Origin of the sequence: Acinetobacter sp. ANC 7912 (assembly GCF_039862785.1) — a bacterium.
In the GTDB taxonomy this organism is placed as follows: Bacteria; Pseudomonadota; Gammaproteobacteria; order Pseudomonadales; family Moraxellaceae; genus Acinetobacter; species Acinetobacter thermotolerans.
This window is the reverse complement of sequence record NZ_CP156795.1, coordinates 1,295,029-1,314,358: the sequence shown is the minus strand read 5'-3', so window position 1 is coordinate 1,314,358 and position 19,330 is coordinate 1,295,029. Positions and strand designations below refer to the sequence as shown.

17 protein-coding genes are annotated in these 19,330 nt (G+C 45.7%); 8 read left to right on the top strand and 9 right to left on the bottom strand.

Features of this window, described 5'->3' with window-relative positions:
• Window positions 1-26: 26 nt before the first annotated feature.
• From ABEF84_RS06460 to ABEF84_RS06425, 8 genes are all read left to right on the top strand, one after another.
• Window positions 27-875: an RNA methyltransferase gene (locus ABEF84_RS06460; protein ID WP_347453934.1), complete on the top strand. Its 849-nt coding sequence runs from the start codon at window positions 27-29 to the stop codon at window positions 873-875.
• Window positions 875-1,684: a serine O-acetyltransferase gene (gene cysE / locus ABEF84_RS06455; protein WP_347453933.1), complete on the top strand. Its 810-nt coding sequence runs from the start codon at window positions 875-877 to the stop codon at window positions 1,682-1,684. Before ABEF84_RS06460 ends, cysE begins: the two co-directional genes overlap by 1 nt.
• A gap of 105 nt (window positions 1,685-1,789) precedes the next feature.
• On the top strand, window positions 1,790-2,695 hold the full coding sequence (locus ABEF84_RS06450) for an ABUW_2363 family tetratricopeptide repeat lipoprotein (protein WP_347456813.1): 906 nt from the start codon (window positions 1,790-1,792) through the stop codon (window positions 2,693-2,695).
• 118 nt (window positions 2,696-2,813) lie between these two features.
• Window positions 2,814-4,823, top strand: a complete 2,010-nt coding sequence (locus ABEF84_RS06445) for an alpha/beta hydrolase (RefSeq protein ID WP_347456812.1) — start codon at window positions 2,814-2,816, stop codon at window positions 4,821-4,823.
• Window positions 4,824-5,102: 279 nt separating this feature from the next.
• Window positions 5,103-7,739 (top strand): DNA mismatch repair protein MutS, encoded by a 2,637-nt coding sequence (mutS, locus tag ABEF84_RS06440; protein WP_347456811.1) that lies wholly within the window; start codon window positions 5,103-5,105, stop codon window positions 7,737-7,739.
• 200 nt (window positions 7,740-7,939) lie between these two features.
• Window positions 7,940-8,263 (top strand): ferredoxin FdxA, encoded by a 324-nt coding sequence (fdxA, locus tag ABEF84_RS06435; RefSeq protein ID WP_000144889.1) that lies wholly within the window; start codon window positions 7,940-7,942, stop codon window positions 8,261-8,263.
• Between the two features lie 142 nt (window positions 8,264-8,405).
• The gene (locus tag ABEF84_RS06430) at window positions 8,406-9,116 is read left to right on the top strand and encodes a D-Ala-D-Ala carboxypeptidase family metallohydrolase (RefSeq protein ID WP_347456810.1); all 711 of its coding nucleotides are present in this window, start codon (window positions 8,406-8,408) and stop codon (window positions 9,114-9,116) included.
• A gap of 132 nt (window positions 9,117-9,248) precedes the next feature.
• Entirely contained in the window at window positions 9,249-9,914 is a 666-nt protein-coding gene (locus ABEF84_RS06425; RefSeq protein WP_347454322.1) for an O-methyltransferase, read from the top strand.
• Window positions 9,915-10,139: 225 nt separating this feature from the next.
• Here the strand turns inward: ABEF84_RS06425 and ABEF84_RS06420 are convergent, their stop codons facing one another.
• The 9 genes from ABEF84_RS06420 to lptC form a co-directional block, all read right to left on the bottom strand.
• Window positions 10,140-10,982: a universal stress protein gene (locus ABEF84_RS06420; RefSeq protein WP_034582516.1), complete on the bottom strand. Its 843-nt coding sequence runs from the start codon at window positions 10,980-10,982 to the stop codon at window positions 10,140-10,142.
• 174 nt (window positions 10,983-11,156) lie between these two features.
• The gene (locus tag ABEF84_RS06415; protein WP_347456809.1) at window positions 11,157-11,774 is read right to left on the bottom strand and encodes an acyltransferase; all 618 of its coding nucleotides are present in this window, start codon (window positions 11,772-11,774) and stop codon (window positions 11,157-11,159) included.
• Window positions 11,767-12,366 carry a YigZ family protein gene (locus tag ABEF84_RS06410; RefSeq protein WP_347456808.1) on the bottom strand — a complete coding sequence of 200 codons (600 nt, stop codon included), beginning with the start codon at window positions 12,364-12,366 and terminating at the stop codon, window positions 11,767-11,769. Before ABEF84_RS06410 ends, ABEF84_RS06415 begins: the two co-directional genes overlap by 8 nt.
• Before the next feature lie 107 nt (window positions 12,367-12,473).
• Window positions 12,474-13,661: an HlyD family efflux transporter periplasmic adaptor subunit gene (locus ABEF84_RS06405; RefSeq protein WP_347456807.1), complete on the bottom strand. Its 1,188-nt coding sequence runs from the start codon at window positions 13,659-13,661 to the stop codon at window positions 12,474-12,476.
• A complete protein-coding gene (locus ABEF84_RS06400; RefSeq protein ID WP_347453924.1) occupies window positions 13,658-15,796 on the bottom strand; it encodes a type I secretion system permease/ATPase in 2,139 nt (712 codons plus the stop codon). Before ABEF84_RS06400 ends, ABEF84_RS06405 begins: the two co-directional genes overlap by 4 nt.
• Window positions 15,793-17,337, bottom strand: coding sequence for a TolC family outer membrane protein (locus ABEF84_RS06395; protein ID WP_347453923.1), 1,545 nt, complete (start codon window positions 17,335-17,337; stop codon window positions 15,793-15,795). The genes ABEF84_RS06400 and ABEF84_RS06395 overlap by 4 nt, the downstream gene beginning before the upstream one ends.
• A gap of 138 nt (window positions 17,338-17,475) precedes the next feature.
• A complete protein-coding gene (gene lptB / locus ABEF84_RS06390; protein WP_347453922.1) occupies window positions 17,476-18,219 on the bottom strand; it encodes an LPS export ABC transporter ATP-binding protein in 744 nt (247 codons plus the stop codon).
• Window positions 18,219-18,785 carry a lipopolysaccharide transport periplasmic protein LptA gene (gene lptA, locus ABEF84_RS06385; protein WP_347453921.1) on the bottom strand — a complete coding sequence of 189 codons (567 nt, stop codon included), beginning with the start codon at window positions 18,783-18,785 and terminating at the stop codon, window positions 18,219-18,221. The genes lptB and lptA overlap by 1 nt, the downstream gene beginning before the upstream one ends.
• Window positions 18,769-19,317 carry an LPS export ABC transporter periplasmic protein LptC gene (gene lptC, locus ABEF84_RS06380; RefSeq protein ID WP_347453920.1) on the bottom strand — a complete coding sequence of 183 codons (549 nt, stop codon included), beginning with the start codon at window positions 19,315-19,317 and terminating at the stop codon, window positions 18,769-18,771. Before lptC ends, lptA begins: the two co-directional genes overlap by 17 nt.
• Between the last annotated feature and the right edge of the window lie 13 nt (window positions 19,318-19,330).

Sequence of the window (19,330 nt, the reverse complement as noted above, 5' to 3'; positions counted from 1 at the left end):
TTTAAAATATTCAAACTGGAATTATCATGAGTCTAATTGACAATGCTGCTGTTTCAGCACATCTCTCCCATGTGCGTATTGTCATGGTGAATACCACCCTCCCAGCCAATATCGGCAGTGCACTCCGTGCCATGAAAACCATGGGACTATCCAAACTGGTTTTGGTAGCACCAAAAACCTATCCGCATCCGGATATTGACGCACTGGCAGCAGGTGCAACGGATCTAATTGAAAAAATTGAAATTGTCGATACACTGGAAGATGCAATCAAGGACTGCCAGATTGTCTTTGGTACCAGTGCACGTAGCCGTACCATTCCATGGCCTTTACTGGATGCGCGCCCAGCAGCTGAAAAAGCGCTTTCTGCAGTCGTTCAAGAAAAACAGGAAATTGCCATTTTATTTGGTCGTGAAGACCGTGGCCTTACCAATGAAGAACTGGCCATGGCCAACTATCACCTGACCATTCCAGTCAATAGCGACTACGGCGTGTTAAACGTTGCTCAGGCGATTCAGGTCATCTGTTATGAACTGCGTATGGCAGCACTGGATCAGGTTGAACATCCCCGTGATCCGAAAGCCACCATGCAAGTGGTGGATGGCATTGAAATGGAATGGGATGAGCCGCTGGTCACTCATGATCAGATGGAACAGTTTTATCCGCATCTGGAAAAAATGCTGGCAGAAATTGAATTTATGGATCCAAAAAATCCACGATTGCTGCCTTTACGCTTGCGTCGCCTATTCGGACGTATACAATTAGATCGTATGGAATATCACTTATTGCGTGGTATTTTCAGCCGTGTTCAAGCCCTGAATAACGGCACCTGGAAGAAATCTTCACATACTACCCAACAGGACGAGGATCAAATCTAATGTTCAAACAGCTCAAAGAGGATATACAGGCTGTCTTCGCGCGCGATCCTGCTGCACGCAATACCCTGGAAGTCTTGACTACCTATCCAGGCATTCACGCGCTGATTATGCACCGTGTTGCTCATGAACTGTGGAACAAAGATTGTAAAGGTACGGCACGTGCACTGTCCTCTGTTAGCCGTTTCCTGACCGGGATTGAAATCCATCCAGGTGCCAAAATTGGCAAACGCTTCTTCATTGACCATGGCATGGGTGTGGTGATTGGTGAAACCGCGGAAATTGGTGATGATGTGACCCTGTATCACGGCGTTACTTTGGGTGGTACCACCTGGAATAAAGGTAAACGTCACCCGACCCTGGAAGATGGGGTTGTGGTCGGTGCGGGTGCCAAGATTCTTGGGCCATTTACCGTCGGTAAGAATGCCAAGATTGGTTCCAATGCTGTAGTGACCAAAGCCGTACCAGAAAATACCACTGCAGTGGGTAACCCGGCGCGCTTTATCCGTAAAGATGAACCGAAGGATGAAGCTGAAGCACGCCGCCGTGACTATGCGCAAAGCATTGGCTTCCAGCCTTATGCGGCAACTGAAGACCAGTCTGATCCGATTTTAGACGGTATGCGTGTACTGCTGGATCGTATTCAGCAGAATGAAAAGCGCATGAATATGCTCTGCAACCGTCTGTCACTGCTAGACCCGACTTTCAACAAGAATCAACTGAATGAGAAACCATTCAGTAAAGAAGAACTGAAAATTCTTGAAGATGCCCGCCGTGAGTGTGAAGCCCAAACCTCACAATCTAAAGCTTAATTCTCAAGAATAACATGCTGTCACTTGCATGTTCGTTTTAGTTTTCTTAGACTGACGAACATGCGTTTTACCAGCTTTTCAAAATAACATAAATGGATGTATACCATGACATTTAAGCCATTGGCGCTTGCCTGCTTAGCGATTGCATTGACGGCGTGTTCCACTCCATCCCACAAACCCGCTGCACCACAAAATGCAATGGTCTTTGCTGAACCGGAACTGACTCCACCTTTTTATGCATTAAACCCATTTAACTATAACGAACCACCTCCATTTGAAATTCACCTGCAAAAAGCAACAGCGGCGCCAGTGACAAAAATGGTGGTGAATAGTAGTGAAGATCCGTCGAAAAAAATTACGCTGGAAGTGAACAAGCTGATCATTCCAACGGTGAACAGCAATACACGTTCGATGCGCTATGCAACACTGGCAGGTCAGGATGAAATCGATATCACGGATATTGATGACTTCCTGCAACTGGTTGAAGGTAAGGCACGCCACTATCCACCTCGTTTTACTGAACGTCAAGAACGCAAAGGTTTTGAAATTAAGCTGAAACGCGTGACTCAACAGCTGGATACTTTAGCTGCCAATAGCAATGCGTCTTTTGACGTGCTGATCCGTGCATTTAAAGCCAGCGTGATGGCGCGTAACCTGGACTTAGGTTCGGTCTACACCACCAAATCTCTGACTTATGCGCAACGTATCCTGAAAATCAACCAAGATGATGCAGAAGCTAACTTCTGGTTCGGTTTCGGCCTTTCTGAAGGTGGTGGTCATCGTGAGGCCATTCCTTACCTGGAAAAAGCCATGAAAGCCGGTGTTCAGGAAGCGTATCTATCTGCGGCAAATAACTACATTGCCATGGAAAATAAAAAGAATGCGGTTCAGGTTCTGAAAAACTATAAAGTGAAATACCCGCAAGAAGCTGAAGTTGCTGATCGCCTGATTCAGGAAATCGAGAAACAAGGTCGCTGGAATGTATGGCAAGTGATGACACCAAAAAATTAATGTAAATATTACTCGAATCAGAGTTACAAAATAGACTGCTGCGGCAGTCTATTTTTTTGAAAAAATAAGTAAAATACAAAACATTACTATACACTTAGACTGAGCTTCCAGAATCTATATGCACTATAAAATGAATAAAGCATTGCTCCTCTGTTCACTCATGTTCACCACGGTCCTAACCGGCTGTCAGGTGGTCAGCGTAAAAGAACAGGCCATTAATGTCACCATCAGCAATGAGCGTGACAGTATTTTGACCCGGGACAAGCTCAGTGAAGCCAGCCTGAATGTGCTGTCCATGACTGGACGCGAAGCCAGAATCTGTACTGAACAGCCACAAAATTGTGTCAATGAACTAAAACAGATTCCCGAAATTCTGGATGAACAGTTACTCTCCACTGCCAGTGAACTGTATCTAGCCAAATCATTACAACTAGGGAAATCTTCAGAATGTAAAAATGGTGGTTTACTGGCAAAAACCCAGTCTGAAGAAAAGAAGCTGCTGCATAAGCAGAATCAGGAAAAATGCCAAGATCAGCAGCTGGCGATGCTGGATCAAAGTATCCGTTACAGCTATGCCTACCTGTTCAAGACTCAACGTGCCCCGCAAGACCGGATCTTTGACAACCGTCAGGTTCAGATTCGTGACTTCTATAACCTGGCCATTGCCCATCTGATTCATGTTTATTCCGAGCGTCATAAAGCCAAGGAAGCCAGCCGCAAGATTCAGGTCGGGAATAGTATTTATACAGTAGATTTCGAAAACTATCCGGAAATCAAGGACCAGCCTTTCGAGCAGCTGATGTCGACCTATAACATGAACTTTTCCGGCCTGCGTTCGATTACCCGTCGTGACGGTTTTGGTTCTGAATTCGTGGTGGTGTTACCGGAAGAAAAACGCATTACCCCCAATAAAAAATATATTGTCGATCCACTAAACTTTAAATATCAGGAAGGCCGCAATCCGAATATTCACTCAGCACGTTATTTAGCGACTACTATTACAGCAATTCCAAAATCGGCAACTAGCGTTGAGCAAATTATCAATGGCCCAGAATTCCAGCTCAAACTGTATGACCCGTATAAGCATGATAAGGTGACAGTCGCTGGCAAGCAGTATTCACTGGCTGCCAACTTCTCGGCACCTTATGGTCTCTGGCTGGCTCAAAACAATCTGGGACGCTCGGCTTATCTGATACTAATTGACCGCGATGACAACCTGACCATGCCGCATCTGTATATGCTAGAACCCTATAATCCGAAGAAAAAAGTGATTGTACTGGTTCACGGTCTGGCTAGTAGTCCGGAAGCCTGGATCCGCCTGACCAATGACATTATGGGCGATCCGGTACTGCGTGAGAATTTCCAGGTCTGGCAGGTGTTCTATTCTACCAATATGCCAATTCTGGAAAGCCGCTACCAGATCAATGCCCTGATCCAGCAAGGCTTCCAAAAGGTCAATCAACAGGATCCAGCGAAAAAAGATGCCGTGCTGATCGGTCACAGTATGGGCGGTGTGATTGCCCGTTTACTGGTCAGTGATGCCAATCTGGTACCCCGTACCGAAGAATTGCTGAATAACCGCCGGATCGAACGTTTCCGGAGTAATCCGTTATTTAAAGCCCGTTTGCAACTGAAACCGGTACCCAACTTTAGCCGTGCCATTTTCCTGGCGGCCCCACACCGCGGCACCGATTATGCGGATCGCTGGTTTACCTTGGCAGCACGTAAGATTATCAAGCTACCGGGTGCTTTCCTGGGTGCCTTCGCCGATACTCTGCAAGGTGAAATTGGTCTGGATGATTTCGTCAAAGAGATTGGTCATGACATGATCCAGAACGGGCCAAGTGACCTGTCACGAAACTCGAAATTTAATGCCATCACCCGTGATGTCGTTCCTTACAAAGGCTTAAAGTTCCATTCCATTATGGGCAATACTACAGGCACTAAAGACAAGGATGTCATGACGGATGACGTCGTGCCATATCGCAGTGCCCATCTTGACGGCGCACTTTCGGAAGAGATCATTAAAGGTGGCCACTCGATTCAGGAAACCCCTGAAGCAGTGCTGGAGCTACGTCGGATTCTACGCTTGCATTTAACTGAACTCGGGCTATATCAACCAAAGTAAATCTATAAAATAAAAAACCGGAGCCTAGGCTTCGGTTTTTTATTTTCAGGTTATATAAATCTTGCATTTAGCGTCGTGAAAACAGCCAAACTTTCGGCTGATTGGAACGAAGTCAACGAATCCATTTCTTTCTAAAAATTAATTTTGCTAGACTTAGCACAACAACGATTTTGCATTACTGTCAAAAAATACTGTACAGCCACATGATACATGAGCTGCAGATCAGCAGTATTGAATGAATACTCAGTATGTCTATTATTTCTAAAGGATTTCTTCTTAATGACCAGTTCAGAACTCATGGCTGATCTTTCAACCCTTACTCCCATGATGCAGCAATACATGGCAGTCAAACTGCAGCACCCGCATTCGCTGCTGTTTTACCGCATGGGTGACTTCTATGAACTGTTCTTTGAAGATGCACATAAAGCCGCCAAAATTCTCGGCATTACCCTGACGCACCGTGGTAAAGCCAATGGTCAACCGATTCCGATGGCGGGTGTGCCATACCATGCTGCAGAAGGCTATCTGGCCCGTCTGGTCAAAAAAGGTGAAACCGTCGTAATCTGCGAGCAGATCGGTGAAGTCACCGGCAAAGGCCCAGTTGAGCGCGGTGTGGTACGTATCATTACGCCAGGCACACTGACCGATGATGCTTTACTCGGTGCCCATCAAACCTCCAATCTGGTTGCAGTTTGTCTGCAGCAAAATAGCATCGGTATTGCCCTGCTAGATCTTAGTGCAGGTATTTTCAAGGTACAGCAGATCGATTACGACCTGAACCAGCTGGCGATTGAACTGGCTCGCCTGATGCCAAGTGAAATCGTGGTGGATGAAAACTTGCAGGATCAGGAACTGGTTGAACATCTGAAACGCCTGCTGGATGTGCCAATCAGCCGTCGTCCCAATGTCGACTTTAACCTGAACAATGCCCAGAAAACGTTGTGTGACCAGTTTGCTGTCAGCACACTGGCAGGTTTTGGAATTGATCATCTACCACTGGCCAAAGCCGCAGCTGCTGCCCTGATTCATTATGCTAAGGAAACCCAGAAAACTGCGCTGCCTCATATCCGTACTATTAAGCTGGAACAAAGTTCAGACTTTATTGCCTTGGATCCAGTCACTCGTCGCAATCTGGAACTGATCGAACCTCTATTTGAACATGGTACCTCCCTGTTCCAGCTAATCAATGATTGCCAGACTGCCATGGGGGGACGTCTGCTGAGCCGCACCCTGATGCAACCGCTACGCGATACAGCCATTCTGGATGAACGCCTGGATGCGATTCAAACCTTGCTAGAAGGTTACCACGAAGCACCCGTACGTCTGGTCTTAAAAGAAATCAGTGATATTGAACGGGTGCTGAGCCGTATTGCTCTCGGCAGTGCGCGCCCACGTGATCTGGTGCAACTGCGTCAGGCCTGTGCTCAAATTCCATTCCTGCGCCATGCCCTGAAACCGATGGTCAACCAGCAGCAGTCTAAATTACTAGCCCAGCTGAATGAAGAACTCGGTGATTTTCATGGTCTGCATGAACGCCTGATGGCGGCCATTGTAGAAAATCCACCCGTGCTGCTGCGTGATGGCAATGTCATCGCTGAAGGATTCGATGCCGAACTCGATGAACTGCGTAAAATCCGTGACCATGCCGGTCAGTTCCTGATTAATCTGGAAATCCAGGAACGTGAATCCACCGGCATTCCAACCCTGAAAATTGGTTACAACCGTGTTAGTGGTTACTACATTGAGCTGACCCGTGCCCAGGCCGATCAGGCACCGGATCATTATATCCGCCGCCAAACCCTGAAAAATGCCGAGCGTTATATCACTCCGGAACTGAAAGCCTTTGAGGACAAAGTGCTTTCCAGTGAATCACGTGCGCTAGCGCGGGAAAAAATGCTGTTCGAAATGCTGCTGGACGAACTGCGTCAGGACATCGCTAATCTACAGATGATGAGCAGTGCCATTGCCCAAATTGACCTGCTGTGTAACTTTGCCCATCAGGCTCGACTACGTAACTGGTCACGTCCAAAATACAGTCCAGAAATTGGCCTACAAATCAAGGCGGGTCGTCATCCCGTGGTAGAAGCACTGAGCAAATCCGCCTTTACCCCGAATGATACCCAGCTGGATTATCAACACCGTATGGCAATTATTACCGGTCCAAACATGGGTGGTAAATCTACCTTTATGCGCCAGACAGCCCTGATTGCCCTGCTGGCATATTGTGGCAGTTATGTACCGGCACAATCCATGACCATAGGCCCAATTGACCGCATCTTTACCCGGATTGGTTCAGCAGATGATCTCTCTACCGGGAAATCCACTTTTATGGTGGAAATGACCGAGACCTCTCAGATTCTACATCATGCCACAAGCCAATCACTGGTGCTGATGGATGAGGTCGGACGTGGTACCAGTACCTATGATGGTTTGTCCTTAGCTTGGGCCTGCGTACTGGACTTAACTCGCCGTATTCAATGTCTATGTCTGTTCGCAACCCATTATTTTGAACTGACTGAACTGGCCAAAGAACCGGGCATCGATAACTACCATGTCACCGCACGTGAAGTAAACGGCAACCTAATCCTACTACATAAAGTCCAGCAAGGCCCAGCGAGTCAGAGTCATGGTTTGCAGGTAGCAAAACTGGCCGGCATTCCCGCTAGCGTGATCAAGGAAGCACAAAATCGGTTGCGCATACTAGAAAAACAGCAGCATGCCAAACCACAAAGCCCACAACCTGATCTTTTTGCGGTTGAACAGGTTGTGGAAACCGTGGTGGAACGTATTGTTGAAGTTGAAAAACCTTCACCGATACTCGACATGTTGGAAGAGATTGATGTGGATAGTCTCAGTCCACGTGAAGCCCTACAGCAGCTTTATGCTCTCAAAGACCTGCTGAAATTGCCGGGCTAAATGATAAACCGTCTCATTTCATATGAGACGGTTTTTTCTATCTATGCTGGAAACTCCGGTTTTAAAGCATTCAGCCGTTTTTTTGTAAAAATAACAGCCCTATATATAACAAATATCAATAAAAGCAATTGTTAGTTGACTGCGTTTTTGCCTAAAATACGCATTAGTTATTAGAACCATATTTTTAGGTAGCTGTCGCCATGACCTTTGTTGTCACTGAAAATTGTATTAAATGTAAATACCAAGACTGTGTTGAAGTTTGCCCAGTAGACTGTTTCTATGAAGGTCCAAACTTCCTTGTAATTAACCCGGACGAATGTATTGACTGTGCGTTATGTGAGCCAGAATGTCCTGCAAATGCAATTTTCTCGGAAGATGAGTTACCTGAGGGTCAAGAAGTCTTTATCGAGCTAAATGCTGAACTGTCTCAAAAATGGCCGAACATCACCCAGATTGGTGAACAGCCTGCAGACCGTGAAGAATGGAACGGTAAGCCAGACAAATTGCAATATCTTGAAAAGTAATTTTCTTAGAACTGCGAAAAAGACTAGTCTAGACTGGTCTTTTTTTATACCTCATGCACACATTTCATTGCAATTTATCCTGATTTTCTCCGCAAAAGTGGACTAAAATAGCGCTATTTTTAAAAATACCTGATTTCTGATAATGAAGCATTTCTTCAAGGGATTAATGGGTCTCATCATGATCCCTGCTGTCATAGTGGGTTGTACCACTACGACAAAAAAACCATCTACAGAACCCGGAAAACGTATTTATATTCCGCAGGAACAGGTCGAACTCAAACGTCCTGCCCGTCCTAAAAGCACGCCTTATGCCTATACCAACTGGACGACGGTTTCTGACAACCTGTCCCGTGTGCGTGAATATGAGAATTTCCTGAATCGTAATGGTGTCGGCAACATTATTCCGAACTTTGAATTGATGCGTACCGCACGTGATTGGTCACGCTGTGGTGGACCACAATACATGGTGCCAAGCCGTGAATTGTGGGCCAATCAGCTACCAACCCTGCGTATTTTTAAATATCTGGTTGCCGCCAATGTCCTGACCGATTTTGAAGTGACTTCCGTGTATCGGGATCTGCCACTGAACAAATGTGCTGGTGGTGCCAACTCATCACGTCACCTGTATAACTCGGCAATTGATTTCCGGATCGGACCAGAGTTCCCACAACCTGAGGACTATGCCTTCATTGAAAATACCAAGTTCAAGCTATGCCAGTTCTGGATCCAGCATGGTCGTAGTCTGAATATGGGGCTTGGTTTATACGCTTCCGGCCAGATTCATATTGATACTCAGGGCTATCGTACCTGGGGCCCGGACTTAAGCTACCGCTCTTCCATGTGTAATTACTAAGCCATGACAAAGGCAATACATATCACAAGAAAGGTTATGTATTGCCTATTTTTAAAGCAAATATAGAACAATAAATTGCGCTCTACTGCGAAAGGTTTAAAATGCCTGCATCGCAATATAGGTGCCCAAGTTATGCAACAAATGTGGACTGATCTCGACAATTATATAGATTCACATTTAATTCCTGATGATCCCATCCTGAAACAAACCCTCGACAATACCGCTGCACATGGCTTCCCTGACCATCTGGCTGTCGCGCCGAACCAGGGCATGTTGTTACAGATGCTGATCCAGATGAATGGCTGCAAGCGTGTGCTTGAGCTGGGGACCTTTGCCGCTTATAGCACCATGTGGCTGGCACGTGCCCTGCCAGAAGACGGTTATATCCTGACCATCGAAGGTCGTGATACCCATGCAGCCATGGGCCAGGAAAATATCGACCGTGCTAACTTAAAACAGACTGTAGAACTGAAATGTGGCCGTGCTGCCGATATTCTGCGTGCGCTGCCAGAAGATATTGAACCTTTCGATTTTATCTTTATTGATGCGGATAAACAGAGTTATCCAGAGTATTTGGAATTATGCTTAAACCTGTCTCATTCAGGTACGGTGATTTTCTTGGATAATGTGATTCGTGCGGGCGCAATCATTGATCCTGAAAATAAAAAGCCAAGTATTGAAGGTATTCGTAGCATGTTTGAACTAATGCAGAACCACCCGCGTTTATTATCTAGTACCGCTTTACAGACAGTGGGCAGCAAGGGACACGACGGTTTTGCACTGGCAATTGTCAAGTAATATTCAGTGTGTAAAAAACACTCAAAACAGTATTAATTATATATAACAACAACTTGCATAATCTAGCCACAGAGTTATCCACAATATATGAGGATAACTCTGATTATTTTTAAAACAGAATTGTAACGAGCTTTAATTTTTTTCTTTTAGCTGCATTTTTTCAATACTCGTATGCCTGGTCACAACCTCTTTAATTTCAAAATTTTCTTTGTGCTTAGCTCTTATCTACTTGGCCACCAGTAATGGCACTTTGGAATTCCGGAAAATCGTTGTGGCAATACTGCCGAGGAAGAACTGGTGAATCTTGCTATGACTGAATGCTCCGAGCACAATCAGTTGAATGCCTTGTTCCTGCTGGTAAGACAGGATATTTTCTGCAACATCGCCATAACGGTACTCAGGCACCACATCCAGGCCGGCCTGTTTTAGGTATTGCAGCGGTTCATTGAGGATTTCCGCATGATCACCGACATAGAGCAGATGACATTGCAGTAAACGCAGCAAATCACTTTCAGCAATGCGTTTCATCATCTTGATACAGGTCGGTGAATATTCATAGGCGAAGATAAAGCGTGTTGGTGGCTTAAAGTTTTCACCCACTGTCATCACTGTACAATTAGCCCCACGGATAAAGTTTTCGACATTGGTGCCCATCGGCTTGTTCTTTTCGGCTGAACGTTCACCCAGACGACCAATCACGACAATGTCCTCTGGTCGCAAAATCTGGAAACTCTGCTCCAGAAAATCCCCTTTCTCCTGAATATGAATAGTATTCAGTCCGTGCTTTTCTTTAATTTGATCGGAAATATGTCGTAACAGATTATTACTATAATCCAGTGCTAATTCACTCTGTTTTTGTTCCAGCTCAGCCAATTCTTTCAGCAACATGGCATTGCTTTCAAAACCGATGACCCCGCTAATTTCCCCCAAATGGTAACTAGCTGGGTAATAGTCCAGCACCTGTAATAACACCAGTTCTCGATGGGTCTGCTTGGCAATCCATGCAGCCGCTTCCGCAATCGCATTAATGCACGGAGAAGAATCAATGCAGGCAATGACACGTTTCATGTTCAGCCTCTCTTTTATAATAAAAATTCTTAGATATTTTTAAGTTAGCATAGCATTTGACAAATGTGCAGCGAATTCTGTAGCTATGGATTTGAATTATGTTAATTTTTATGTGATATACTTGGAGTGAATTTTCATTTTTGACACCAACCTCACTATCCCTGTTAAGATCATTTATTCTCGATAACGGATAAATCGGACCGGATTACCTGCCACAATCATACGTTCACCTACATCTTTAGTGACCATGCTATTCATCCCAACCACAGCTTGATCGGCAATTTTTACTCCGTCTTTGATACCGACATGCGCACCCAGCCAGACATCCCGGCCAATCTCAATCCCTTTAGACCGTACTGGCTGCTTGTAAATCGGCTGTTCCAGTTCCATACCATGATCAAAAGCATACAGATGACAATAAGCAGCGATCCGCACCTGATCATGCAGCTTGATGCCGACTCTTCCACCATCCAGGATACAGTGATGGTTAATCGCAACTTCATTGCCGATTTCCAGTGGTCCATGCAAGGTACAATCCGCAGCAACAAAGGTATTATTACCAATCACAATCTTACGGCCAGGCTCGGCAAAAATATGTGCCAGTGGTGAAATAAAGCAGTTTTCACCAATTTCCACCGTTTCCATTTCGCGCAGATAATCCTGATATTCGCGTTGCCACTGTTCTGCCCAGAGTCGGTTTTTCGGCTTTAATGACCAGTACAGCCATGGCATATAATTCAGCCGGTGCTTATGCTGCTCTCGGTATTTCAGTAATGGGTCCTGTTCAGTCATCTTGCGGTTCATCCATGATTTTTAGGGCTTCACGGCCACGGGTGACATCCTGAATTTTCAGCGCAAACGGTTTGATCTGATGTTTCTGCATTTGTGCTGTCACTTCAACGCCGTCAGTCGTATAGTCTTCCTGATAATCAATCTGTTGCTGGTTCAGTTCGTACTGGAAAATCGCCCATTCACTGAAATTACAGCGGAATATGACTTTTCTCTTTTCAATCAGCTCAATTTTTTCTGCCAGCAGCAGACACTGACCTGCACAGCCACCATAAGCCCGCACCAAGCCACCAGTTCCCAATTTGACGCCACCAAACCATCGATTGACTAATACTAGCACATTGGTCAGCTCATTGCCTTCAATCGTGGCCAGAATCGGTCGGCCCGCCGTACCTGAAGGTTCACCATCATCATTAAAACGGACATTGTGTCCAATTTTCCAGGCCCAGCATTGATGCGTCGTGCTTGGATCATGATAGGCTTCCAGAAAATCTCTGACATCCTGCTCGGATTCAACCGGCGTGGCAAAAGCCTGAAAGCGGCTTTTCTTGATCTCTTCTTCAAAGCTAACCAAACTGGAAATGGTAAACGGCATGGGATTCAAACACTAACATCACACCGGCGCAGTATAACGTGTTTACTTCCAGAAATAAAAAAAGCCTCTATTCATAGAGGCTTAATTTTAAACAATGATGATTCGGATTAACGTTCGCGCAACGCTTCCTTAGCCTTATTGAATGGCTTAATCAGGTAATCCAGCACGGTTTTTTCACCGGTACGGATATCCACCGTTGCCACCATACCAGGGGTGATATTGAACTCCTGACCGGTTTTATTGGTCAACTTGTCACTATCGGTACGGATATAGACGCGGTAATAGAACTGATCCTGTTTTACCTCATCGCGTAGAGTATCAGGTGAAATTACGGTCACCTTACCTTTCAGACCACCATAAATCGAATAGTCATAGGCAGTGATTTTCACTAAAGCTTCCTGATCCGGACGGATAAAAGCGATGTCACGTGGTGAAATACGTGCTTCTACCAGCAATTTTTCATCCAGCGGCACAATGGTCATCAGCTTGCCATTTTGTGGAATTACGCCACCTAAGGTCATTACGTCAATTTCTTTGACTACGCCACGTACAGGTGATTTGAAAATAGTCCGTTTCAGAGTGTCAGATTTACCACGCACCACTTGTTGCTGGGTTTCAACATCGGTATTGGCTTTGGCCAGTTCTTCACGGGCTTTGACGTAATATTGATTTCGTACATCGTTCATCTGATTTTGCAGGTCATTGGCTTCACGTTTCAGACGCAGTACTTCCACTTCACTGGCTGCCCCCTTTGCCACCAGCGGCTCAGTCATCGCCAGTTCCTGTTGCACCAATACCAGTGCATGTTTCAGACCCGACAATGATTCTTCCAGATTGGCACGACGTGATTTGTACAGTGCAGTTTCTTCAGCCACCAGTTTCGGCTCTTTTAGCACTTCTGGTGGGAACGACAACGGCGCACCGGTGACTTCTGCACGTAAACGCGCTGCTGTTGCACGGGATGAAATGAGCAGCGATTCGGATTCACCGACATTGGATTCAAAGCGGGTTGGATCTAGCTGAGCCAAAATTTCACCTTGCTCGACAATCTTACCCTCTTTGACATTCAGCTTGGTCAGAATCCCGCCTTCCAGCGACTGAATCACCTGTTCTTTGGATGATGGGATCACTTTACCGGTCCCCGTAGAAACTTCTTCCAGCTTGAACAGCCATGCCCAGGCCAGCAGAATCAGCAAACCAATCCCGATAATCCAGATCACCAGACTCGATTTTGGCAGTGGTGGTTCCTGGAAGCTGACTTTGGTTGAACGTTTTAATTCCTGTTGTTCACTCATGCGTTTGCTCCCGCTGCACGTTTTACTCCACCTTGAGACTGATTCAGAATCTGGTCACGCGGGCCATCCATCACAATCTTGCCATCATTCACCACAATGATACGGTCTACCAGTTCCAGTACTGCACGACGGTGTGTTGCCACCACCATGGTCCGGCCAATCAGGTAATTCTTCAGATTGTCGATTAACAATTTTTCAGTCACATCATCAATCGCTGCAGTGGGTTCATCCAGTAACAGGATACGTGGCTGACGGATCAACAAACGGGCCAACAACAAGGCCTGACGTTGACCTCCAGAGAAGCCAACACCACCCTCTAGAATGACATGATCCAGACCTTCTTTTTTCTCCTGCACAAAGCCAAGTGCACCAGTCAGTTGTAGTGCTTCCAGAATCTGCTGGTCGGTTGCCAGAGGCGCACCCAAAGTCAGGTTTTCACGAATGGTGCCATAGAACAGTTGTGAACCCTGATTGAGTAGGCCCATATCACGACGTACATCTGCCGGATCAATCAGGTTCAGGTCGATCCCATCCAGTTTGACCTTGCCTTGGACTGGTGTTTGCATACCTGATAGCAGTTGCAACAACGTTGATTTACCAGCACCGTTACGGCCCAAAATGGCAATTTTTTCGCCCGGTTTGATTTCCAGTTTTGGAATCACCAATGTTGGTTTTGGATCATCTTCACCATATTTGAATACCACACCACTCAGGTCATAATGACCTTCAATAAATGGGCGGTGAATAAGATGCGAATAATCCGGCTGATCGACTGGCTTTTTCATCAGCTCATCCAGACCTTGTTTGGCTACTTTGGCCTGCTGGAAACGCCCCAAAACACCTGTGATTTGCGAGATTGGTGCCAACATACGGGATGACAGGATCGAACATGCCACCAGTGCACCGGTGGTCATCTCACCATCCATAACGGCAAAACACCCCACCAATACCACAATGGCAAAAGTCAGACCCTGAATTTTCTGCGTCCAAGCCGTCATCAAGCCCACAATTTTGCGTTGCTGCATGCTGACATCGGCAGACACTTCATTCATATGATTCCACTGGTTCTGGAAACGTGATTCCGCACGTAGCAGTTTGATATCTTCAATGCCCTGCACTGCTTCAACCAGCAAGGCATTACGAATGGAAGATTCACGCATCCCCATCTGCGCCAGTTGCGCCAGTTTTTTCTGTGCCAAAATGCCCGGCAAGATCATTAATGGCACGACCAAGAGCATTACCCAGAACAGCTTGCCACCAATCAGCCAAAAAATGCCCAGGAACAGGAAAAAGAATGGCAGATCAGCAATTGCTGTCACCGTGGTTGAGGTCACCAGTTCACGCACACCTTCCAGCTCACGAATCTGAGAAATAAAACTACCTGTCGACTTGGAACGCTCTTTATTTTTAATCCGCAGTGCATGACCAAACACCCGATCTGAAATACGCAAATCCGCGCGTTTACCAATAATATCGGACAGGTAAATCCGTGATACGCGCAAGGTAAACTCAAAGATTGCAGCCAGTAAGACACCACTCGCCAATACCCACAGTGTTGGAATGGATTGTGATGGAATCACCCGGTCATATACGTTCATCGAGAACACGATAGTTGCCAGTGCCAGAATATTGGCAATCAATGAAGCGAACATCACATCGATATAACGTTTCCAGTCTTTCAGTACAATCGACCAGAACCAGTTTTTCTCGAATGGCTTGATATATTCATCGACACGCGCATCCGGTACCGAAGATTCAGGACGCAGCACATACAGATTTTTTGCGCCTTCCTGTAGGCGTTCTAAAGTAAAGACCTGTGACAATCCCTGATCGCCACTCATCTGTACGCTGGCATTGCCTTCACTGTCGATCCGCTCGATAACCCCGACTTCACCGCTATCGAATTCGATCAGAACCGGTAGTTTCCATGGACTGAGTAAGCTGGCATCAAACTTGTTTTTACGTACATTCAGACCAATCTGACGTGCTACCACCTTAAGCAGTTCATCGACATTTTGATGCTGGTTCCATTCTAGTTGTAACCGGATCCTTTCTTCAGATGGCTCGATACGATAATGCTTGGCAATATTCAGCACCGCCTGAAGCCACGGCTGATAATTTATAGTATTACTCATGGCTGTACTTCAAACCCCTGAATAGAAATACGGTTAAGGTCATACAGATCACGGGTACGACCAGTAACCTGAATGTACTGAACAATGGCGGAATAAATATCGTAGCGCGCAGTTTCGATTTCCTGTGCTGCACTGTGAATCGCCTGTTCTGCGTTTAATAAGTCCACCACGGTTCGAGTGCCCAATTTATATTGTTCTTGATACAGCTCTTTGGTCCGAACCGTGGTTGCACGGCGCTGTGCCAGAATATTCATCTGTCGCTGTTTATTTTCAATCTGTTCCCGAATCAGACGTACCTGATCGACCACATCCAGATAGGCGGTACTCACCTGTGCACGCGCAGCTTCTTCAGCATAACTGGCCGCACGGGTCTGGGATTTAATCGAACCACCCTGATAGAAATTACTGGTCGCTTCAATCATCACAGAATTATACAGACCATCATCTTCATTATTATTCGGATTTCGACCATTCACTGCCTGGCTAAGACTACCTTTCAGATTAATGGTTGGATAAGCACTCAGTTTGGCCTGTTCTTTTTGGGATTTGGCCACTTCCACCCCTGCATAAGCCAGCATCAAGGAAGGAATCTTGGTAAATTCCGGCTCCTCATACAGCCCTGCCTGTTGCACGATACTATCTGGAATTTCCCACTCAATATTTGAAACATCAAAACCAAGTAAGGTCCGTAGTTTCTGTTGATACTGACGTAGCTGGGTCTGTTGCACGATCAGGTTATTCTCGGCCGCTTCCAGGTTAGATTGGGCCTGAATTGGGTCGGCCTGACTGCTGATACCGGCTTTGGCACGCAGATTGGCAATCTCGGCAATGCGAGCAATTCCCTGCTTTTGCTGCTCGGCAATCTTGGTGATTTCCTGATAACGCTTAATATTCACAATCGCATCGGCAACTTCCAGTGCAACCTGATCCAGACTGACCAGTACCCGTGCCTGTTCTTCAGCTAGCTTGGCCTCTTCGGTAGTGACACTGGATTTCACCTTACCAAAATCATAAAGCAGCTGAGTCGCATTTAAAGAAAGCAGTTGCCGACCACGTTCACCCTTGGTTAAGTCAGCTGTACTCATCCCACCAGAAATTTGGGGATAATATCCTGCTTTCGCAACATCAATATTCGCCGCTTGCGAAGACAGTGACGAAATACTCTGCGCAATTTCTGGTCGGCGCTGTACTGCGGTAAGTACAGCTTCTTTCAGATTCATGCGTCGGGGTATTCCCGCAACGAGGGCATAAGGCTGCGGTGTCATCGAAGATGGCCTGCCTATTGAGGGTAATTCCTGGACACGAGACGTATCCAGCTGAAAATTACTTAATTCGCTAATATCAACCGTATGAGCAGACTTTTCAGGAGTCGGTGTAAACAGCTTGCTTACGCCCTGTTTAAATCCATCAAAATAAACGTTTTGAGAATCAGCCGCATAAACCGGTGAAATTTGCAAAGGCAAAAGTAATGCAAGAAATGCCCTTTTTTTACCCTGTAAGTTTCCCCGATTTTTTTTAAATTTTTTTGCTTGCAATCGCATGATGAGGATGTCGTATTTTTGACTAACAATATATTAAAACATTTTAAAGGTGAATGATTTTAAAATGTATTAGACGAAAAAATCCCACACTACGACATTCGGGCCGAAAGTGTGGGATTCATACCAGAAAAATCCTACTTATACGGTAAAATCATCACCCAAATAGACTTTTCTAACCGTTTCATTACTCAGGATTTCTTGTGCCGTGCCTTCTGCGATCACTGCGCCTTCACTTACAATATAAGCATGTTCACAGATTGCCAATGTTTCACGCACATTATGGTCGGTAATCAATACACCAATCCCGCGATCTTTCAAGGTCATAATAATATCCTTGATATCTCCTACTGAAATTGGGTCGACCCCGGCAAAAGGCTCATCCAGTAACATAAATTTTGGATCAGCTGCCAGTGCACGCGCAATTTCAGCACGTCGACGTTCACCACCAGACACACTCATTCCGAGAGAATCTTTGATATGGGTAATCTTAAAGTCTGCTAATAATTCAGCCAGACGCTGCTGACGCTGCGCTTTGGTCAAATCCTTACGGGTTTCCAGAATTGCCATGATATTTTCTGCAATCGTTAACTTACGGAAAATCGAGGCTTCCTGAGGTAGATAACCTATCCCTTTGCGGGCACGTTCATGCATGGCTAAATCAGACAGATCCAAGTCATCTAAATGGATTTCACCTTTGTCCATCCGTACCAAGCCAACGACCATATAGAAACTAGTGGTTTTACCCGCACCATTAGGACCAAGTAGACCAACAATCTGTCCACTTTGCATACTAAAGGACACGTCCTTGACTACCCAACGTTTACTGTAGTTTTTTGCCAGATGCTTGATCGTAAGGGTTTGCACTTGCTGTGGCTGTGTCATTAATCACGTGCTCCCGGGAAAGATTTTGAACTCGAAGGCGGAATCACGATCTGAACACGACCAGAAGATGAACCAGTCTTGTTCGGTGTACCAACAGCTTCAATGTCACCTTTGTTCATGCTATAGCGTAGTGTATTACCTCGGATGCTGGCACCATCCTGTTCTAGGAAAGCATTACCAGTTAGTGTGATAATCCCGGAGTCAGCGTTGTAGACAATTTTATTTGCATGACCTTTGGCAAGGCCTTTATTCGCATCAACCTTTTGCTGGAATCGTGCAGGACTACCATTGGCTGTAATAGAACTAATTTCCTTCTTGCTATTCAAGTTTGCAACAATGGAATTGGCCTGTAGCTTCATGGTGCCCTGTTCAATGATCACATTACCTGTATAGGTCGTTACACCGGTACGTTCATTAAAGGTCGCACGGTCTGCAACCAAGGTAATCGGTTGCTGACGGTCTGAAGGCAGTGCAAAAGCAGAGACTGAGCACACACCTAGCAGACCAGCAAGTGCAGTTCGTTTCAGGAAAGTAGTCATCATTTGCGGTTTAAGAATTGGGTTCATACTTTCCTCGAATATTAAAAAATTCGTATTGGCCGTCATTAAGATTAGCCTTCAATCCCTGACTGATAAACTCGGCCTGTGGCGAGCTTACCTGTACAGTTTTGTCTGTTTCTATTTCCCGCGTTTTAGGAAAACCCGTTAGCTCATTAGTCACAAGTTGAAGTTGGCCATTTTGAAGCATTTTAGTTGCTTTCACACCTTGTGAAAGTACCACTCTAGTATTGTCTTCATAGCCATTGGCAAGATGGGCAGTAAAGGTGGCATCCACTTTGCCATCTTTATACATCGAAGCATTCAAATTCTCGAGTTTTGATGTCTGCTTCTGCATATCCTGCTCAAGTCGGTCTACTTTGGCACGGACAGTCAGTTGGCCTTGTTCATTGGTTTGAGTCAAATTTACATTTTCAGCGGTTGATTTCATGCTACTACCAGCATCCACTTCAAGTTTCTTGCCACTTCCGCTGTAATAGTAATAACCACCACTTATCGCTGCGAGAGTAATCGCGGTTACATATAAAACTTTAGTATCCATAAGCGGTGTTTTA

Coding starts and splice junctions, on each gene's coding strand:
- ABEF84_RS06460 (WP_347453934.1), top strand. CDS start 27: ATGAGTCTAATTGACAATGCTGCTGTTTCAGCACATCTCTCCCATGTG.
- cysE (WP_347453933.1), top strand. CDS start 875: ATGTTCAAACAGCTCAAAGAGGATATACAGGCTGTCTTCGCGCGCGAT.
- ABEF84_RS06450 (WP_347456813.1), top strand. CDS start 1,790: ATGACATTTAAGCCATTGGCGCTTGCCTGCTTAGCGATTGCATTGACG.
- ABEF84_RS06445 (WP_347456812.1), top strand. CDS start 2,814: ATGCACTATAAAATGAATAAAGCATTGCTCCTCTGTTCACTCATGTTC.
- mutS (WP_347456811.1), top strand. CDS start 5,103: ATGACCAGTTCAGAACTCATGGCTGATCTTTCAACCCTTACTCCCATG.
- fdxA (WP_000144889.1), top strand. CDS start 7,940: ATGACCTTTGTTGTCACTGAAAATTGTATTAAATGTAAATACCAAGAC.
- ABEF84_RS06430 (WP_347456810.1), top strand. CDS start 8,406: ATGAAGCATTTCTTCAAGGGATTAATGGGTCTCATCATGATCCCTGCT.
- ABEF84_RS06425 (WP_347454322.1), top strand. CDS start 9,249: ATGCAACAAATGTGGACTGATCTCGACAATTATATAGATTCACATTTA.
- ABEF84_RS06420 (WP_034582516.1), bottom strand. CDS start 10,982: ATGAAACGTGTCATTGCCTGCATTGATTCTTCTCCGTGCATTAATGCG.
- ABEF84_RS06415 (WP_347456809.1), bottom strand. CDS start 11,774: ATGACTGAACAGGACCCATTACTGAAATACCGAGAGCAGCATAAGCAC.
- ABEF84_RS06410 (WP_347456808.1), bottom strand. CDS start 12,366: ATGCCGTTTACCATTTCCAGTTTGGTTAGCTTTGAAGAAGAGATCAAG.
- ABEF84_RS06405 (WP_347456807.1), bottom strand. CDS start 13,661: ATGAGTGAACAACAGGAATTAAAACGTTCAACCAAAGTCAGCTTCCAG.
- ABEF84_RS06400 (WP_347453924.1), bottom strand. CDS start 15,796: ATGAGTAATACTATAAATTATCAGCCGTGGCTTCAGGCGGTGCTGAAT.
- ABEF84_RS06395 (WP_347453923.1), bottom strand. CDS start 17,337: ATGCGATTGCAAGCAAAAAAATTTAAAAAAAATCGGGGAAACTTACAG.
- lptB (WP_347453922.1), bottom strand. CDS start 18,219: ATGACACAGCCACAGCAAGTGCAAACCCTTACGATCAAGCATCTGGCA.
- lptA (WP_347453921.1), bottom strand. CDS start 18,785: ATGAACCCAATTCTTAAACCGCAAATGATGACTACTTTCCTGAAACGA.
- lptC (WP_347453920.1), bottom strand. CDS start 19,317: ATGGATACTAAAGTTTTATATGTAACCGCGATTACTCTCGCAGCGATA.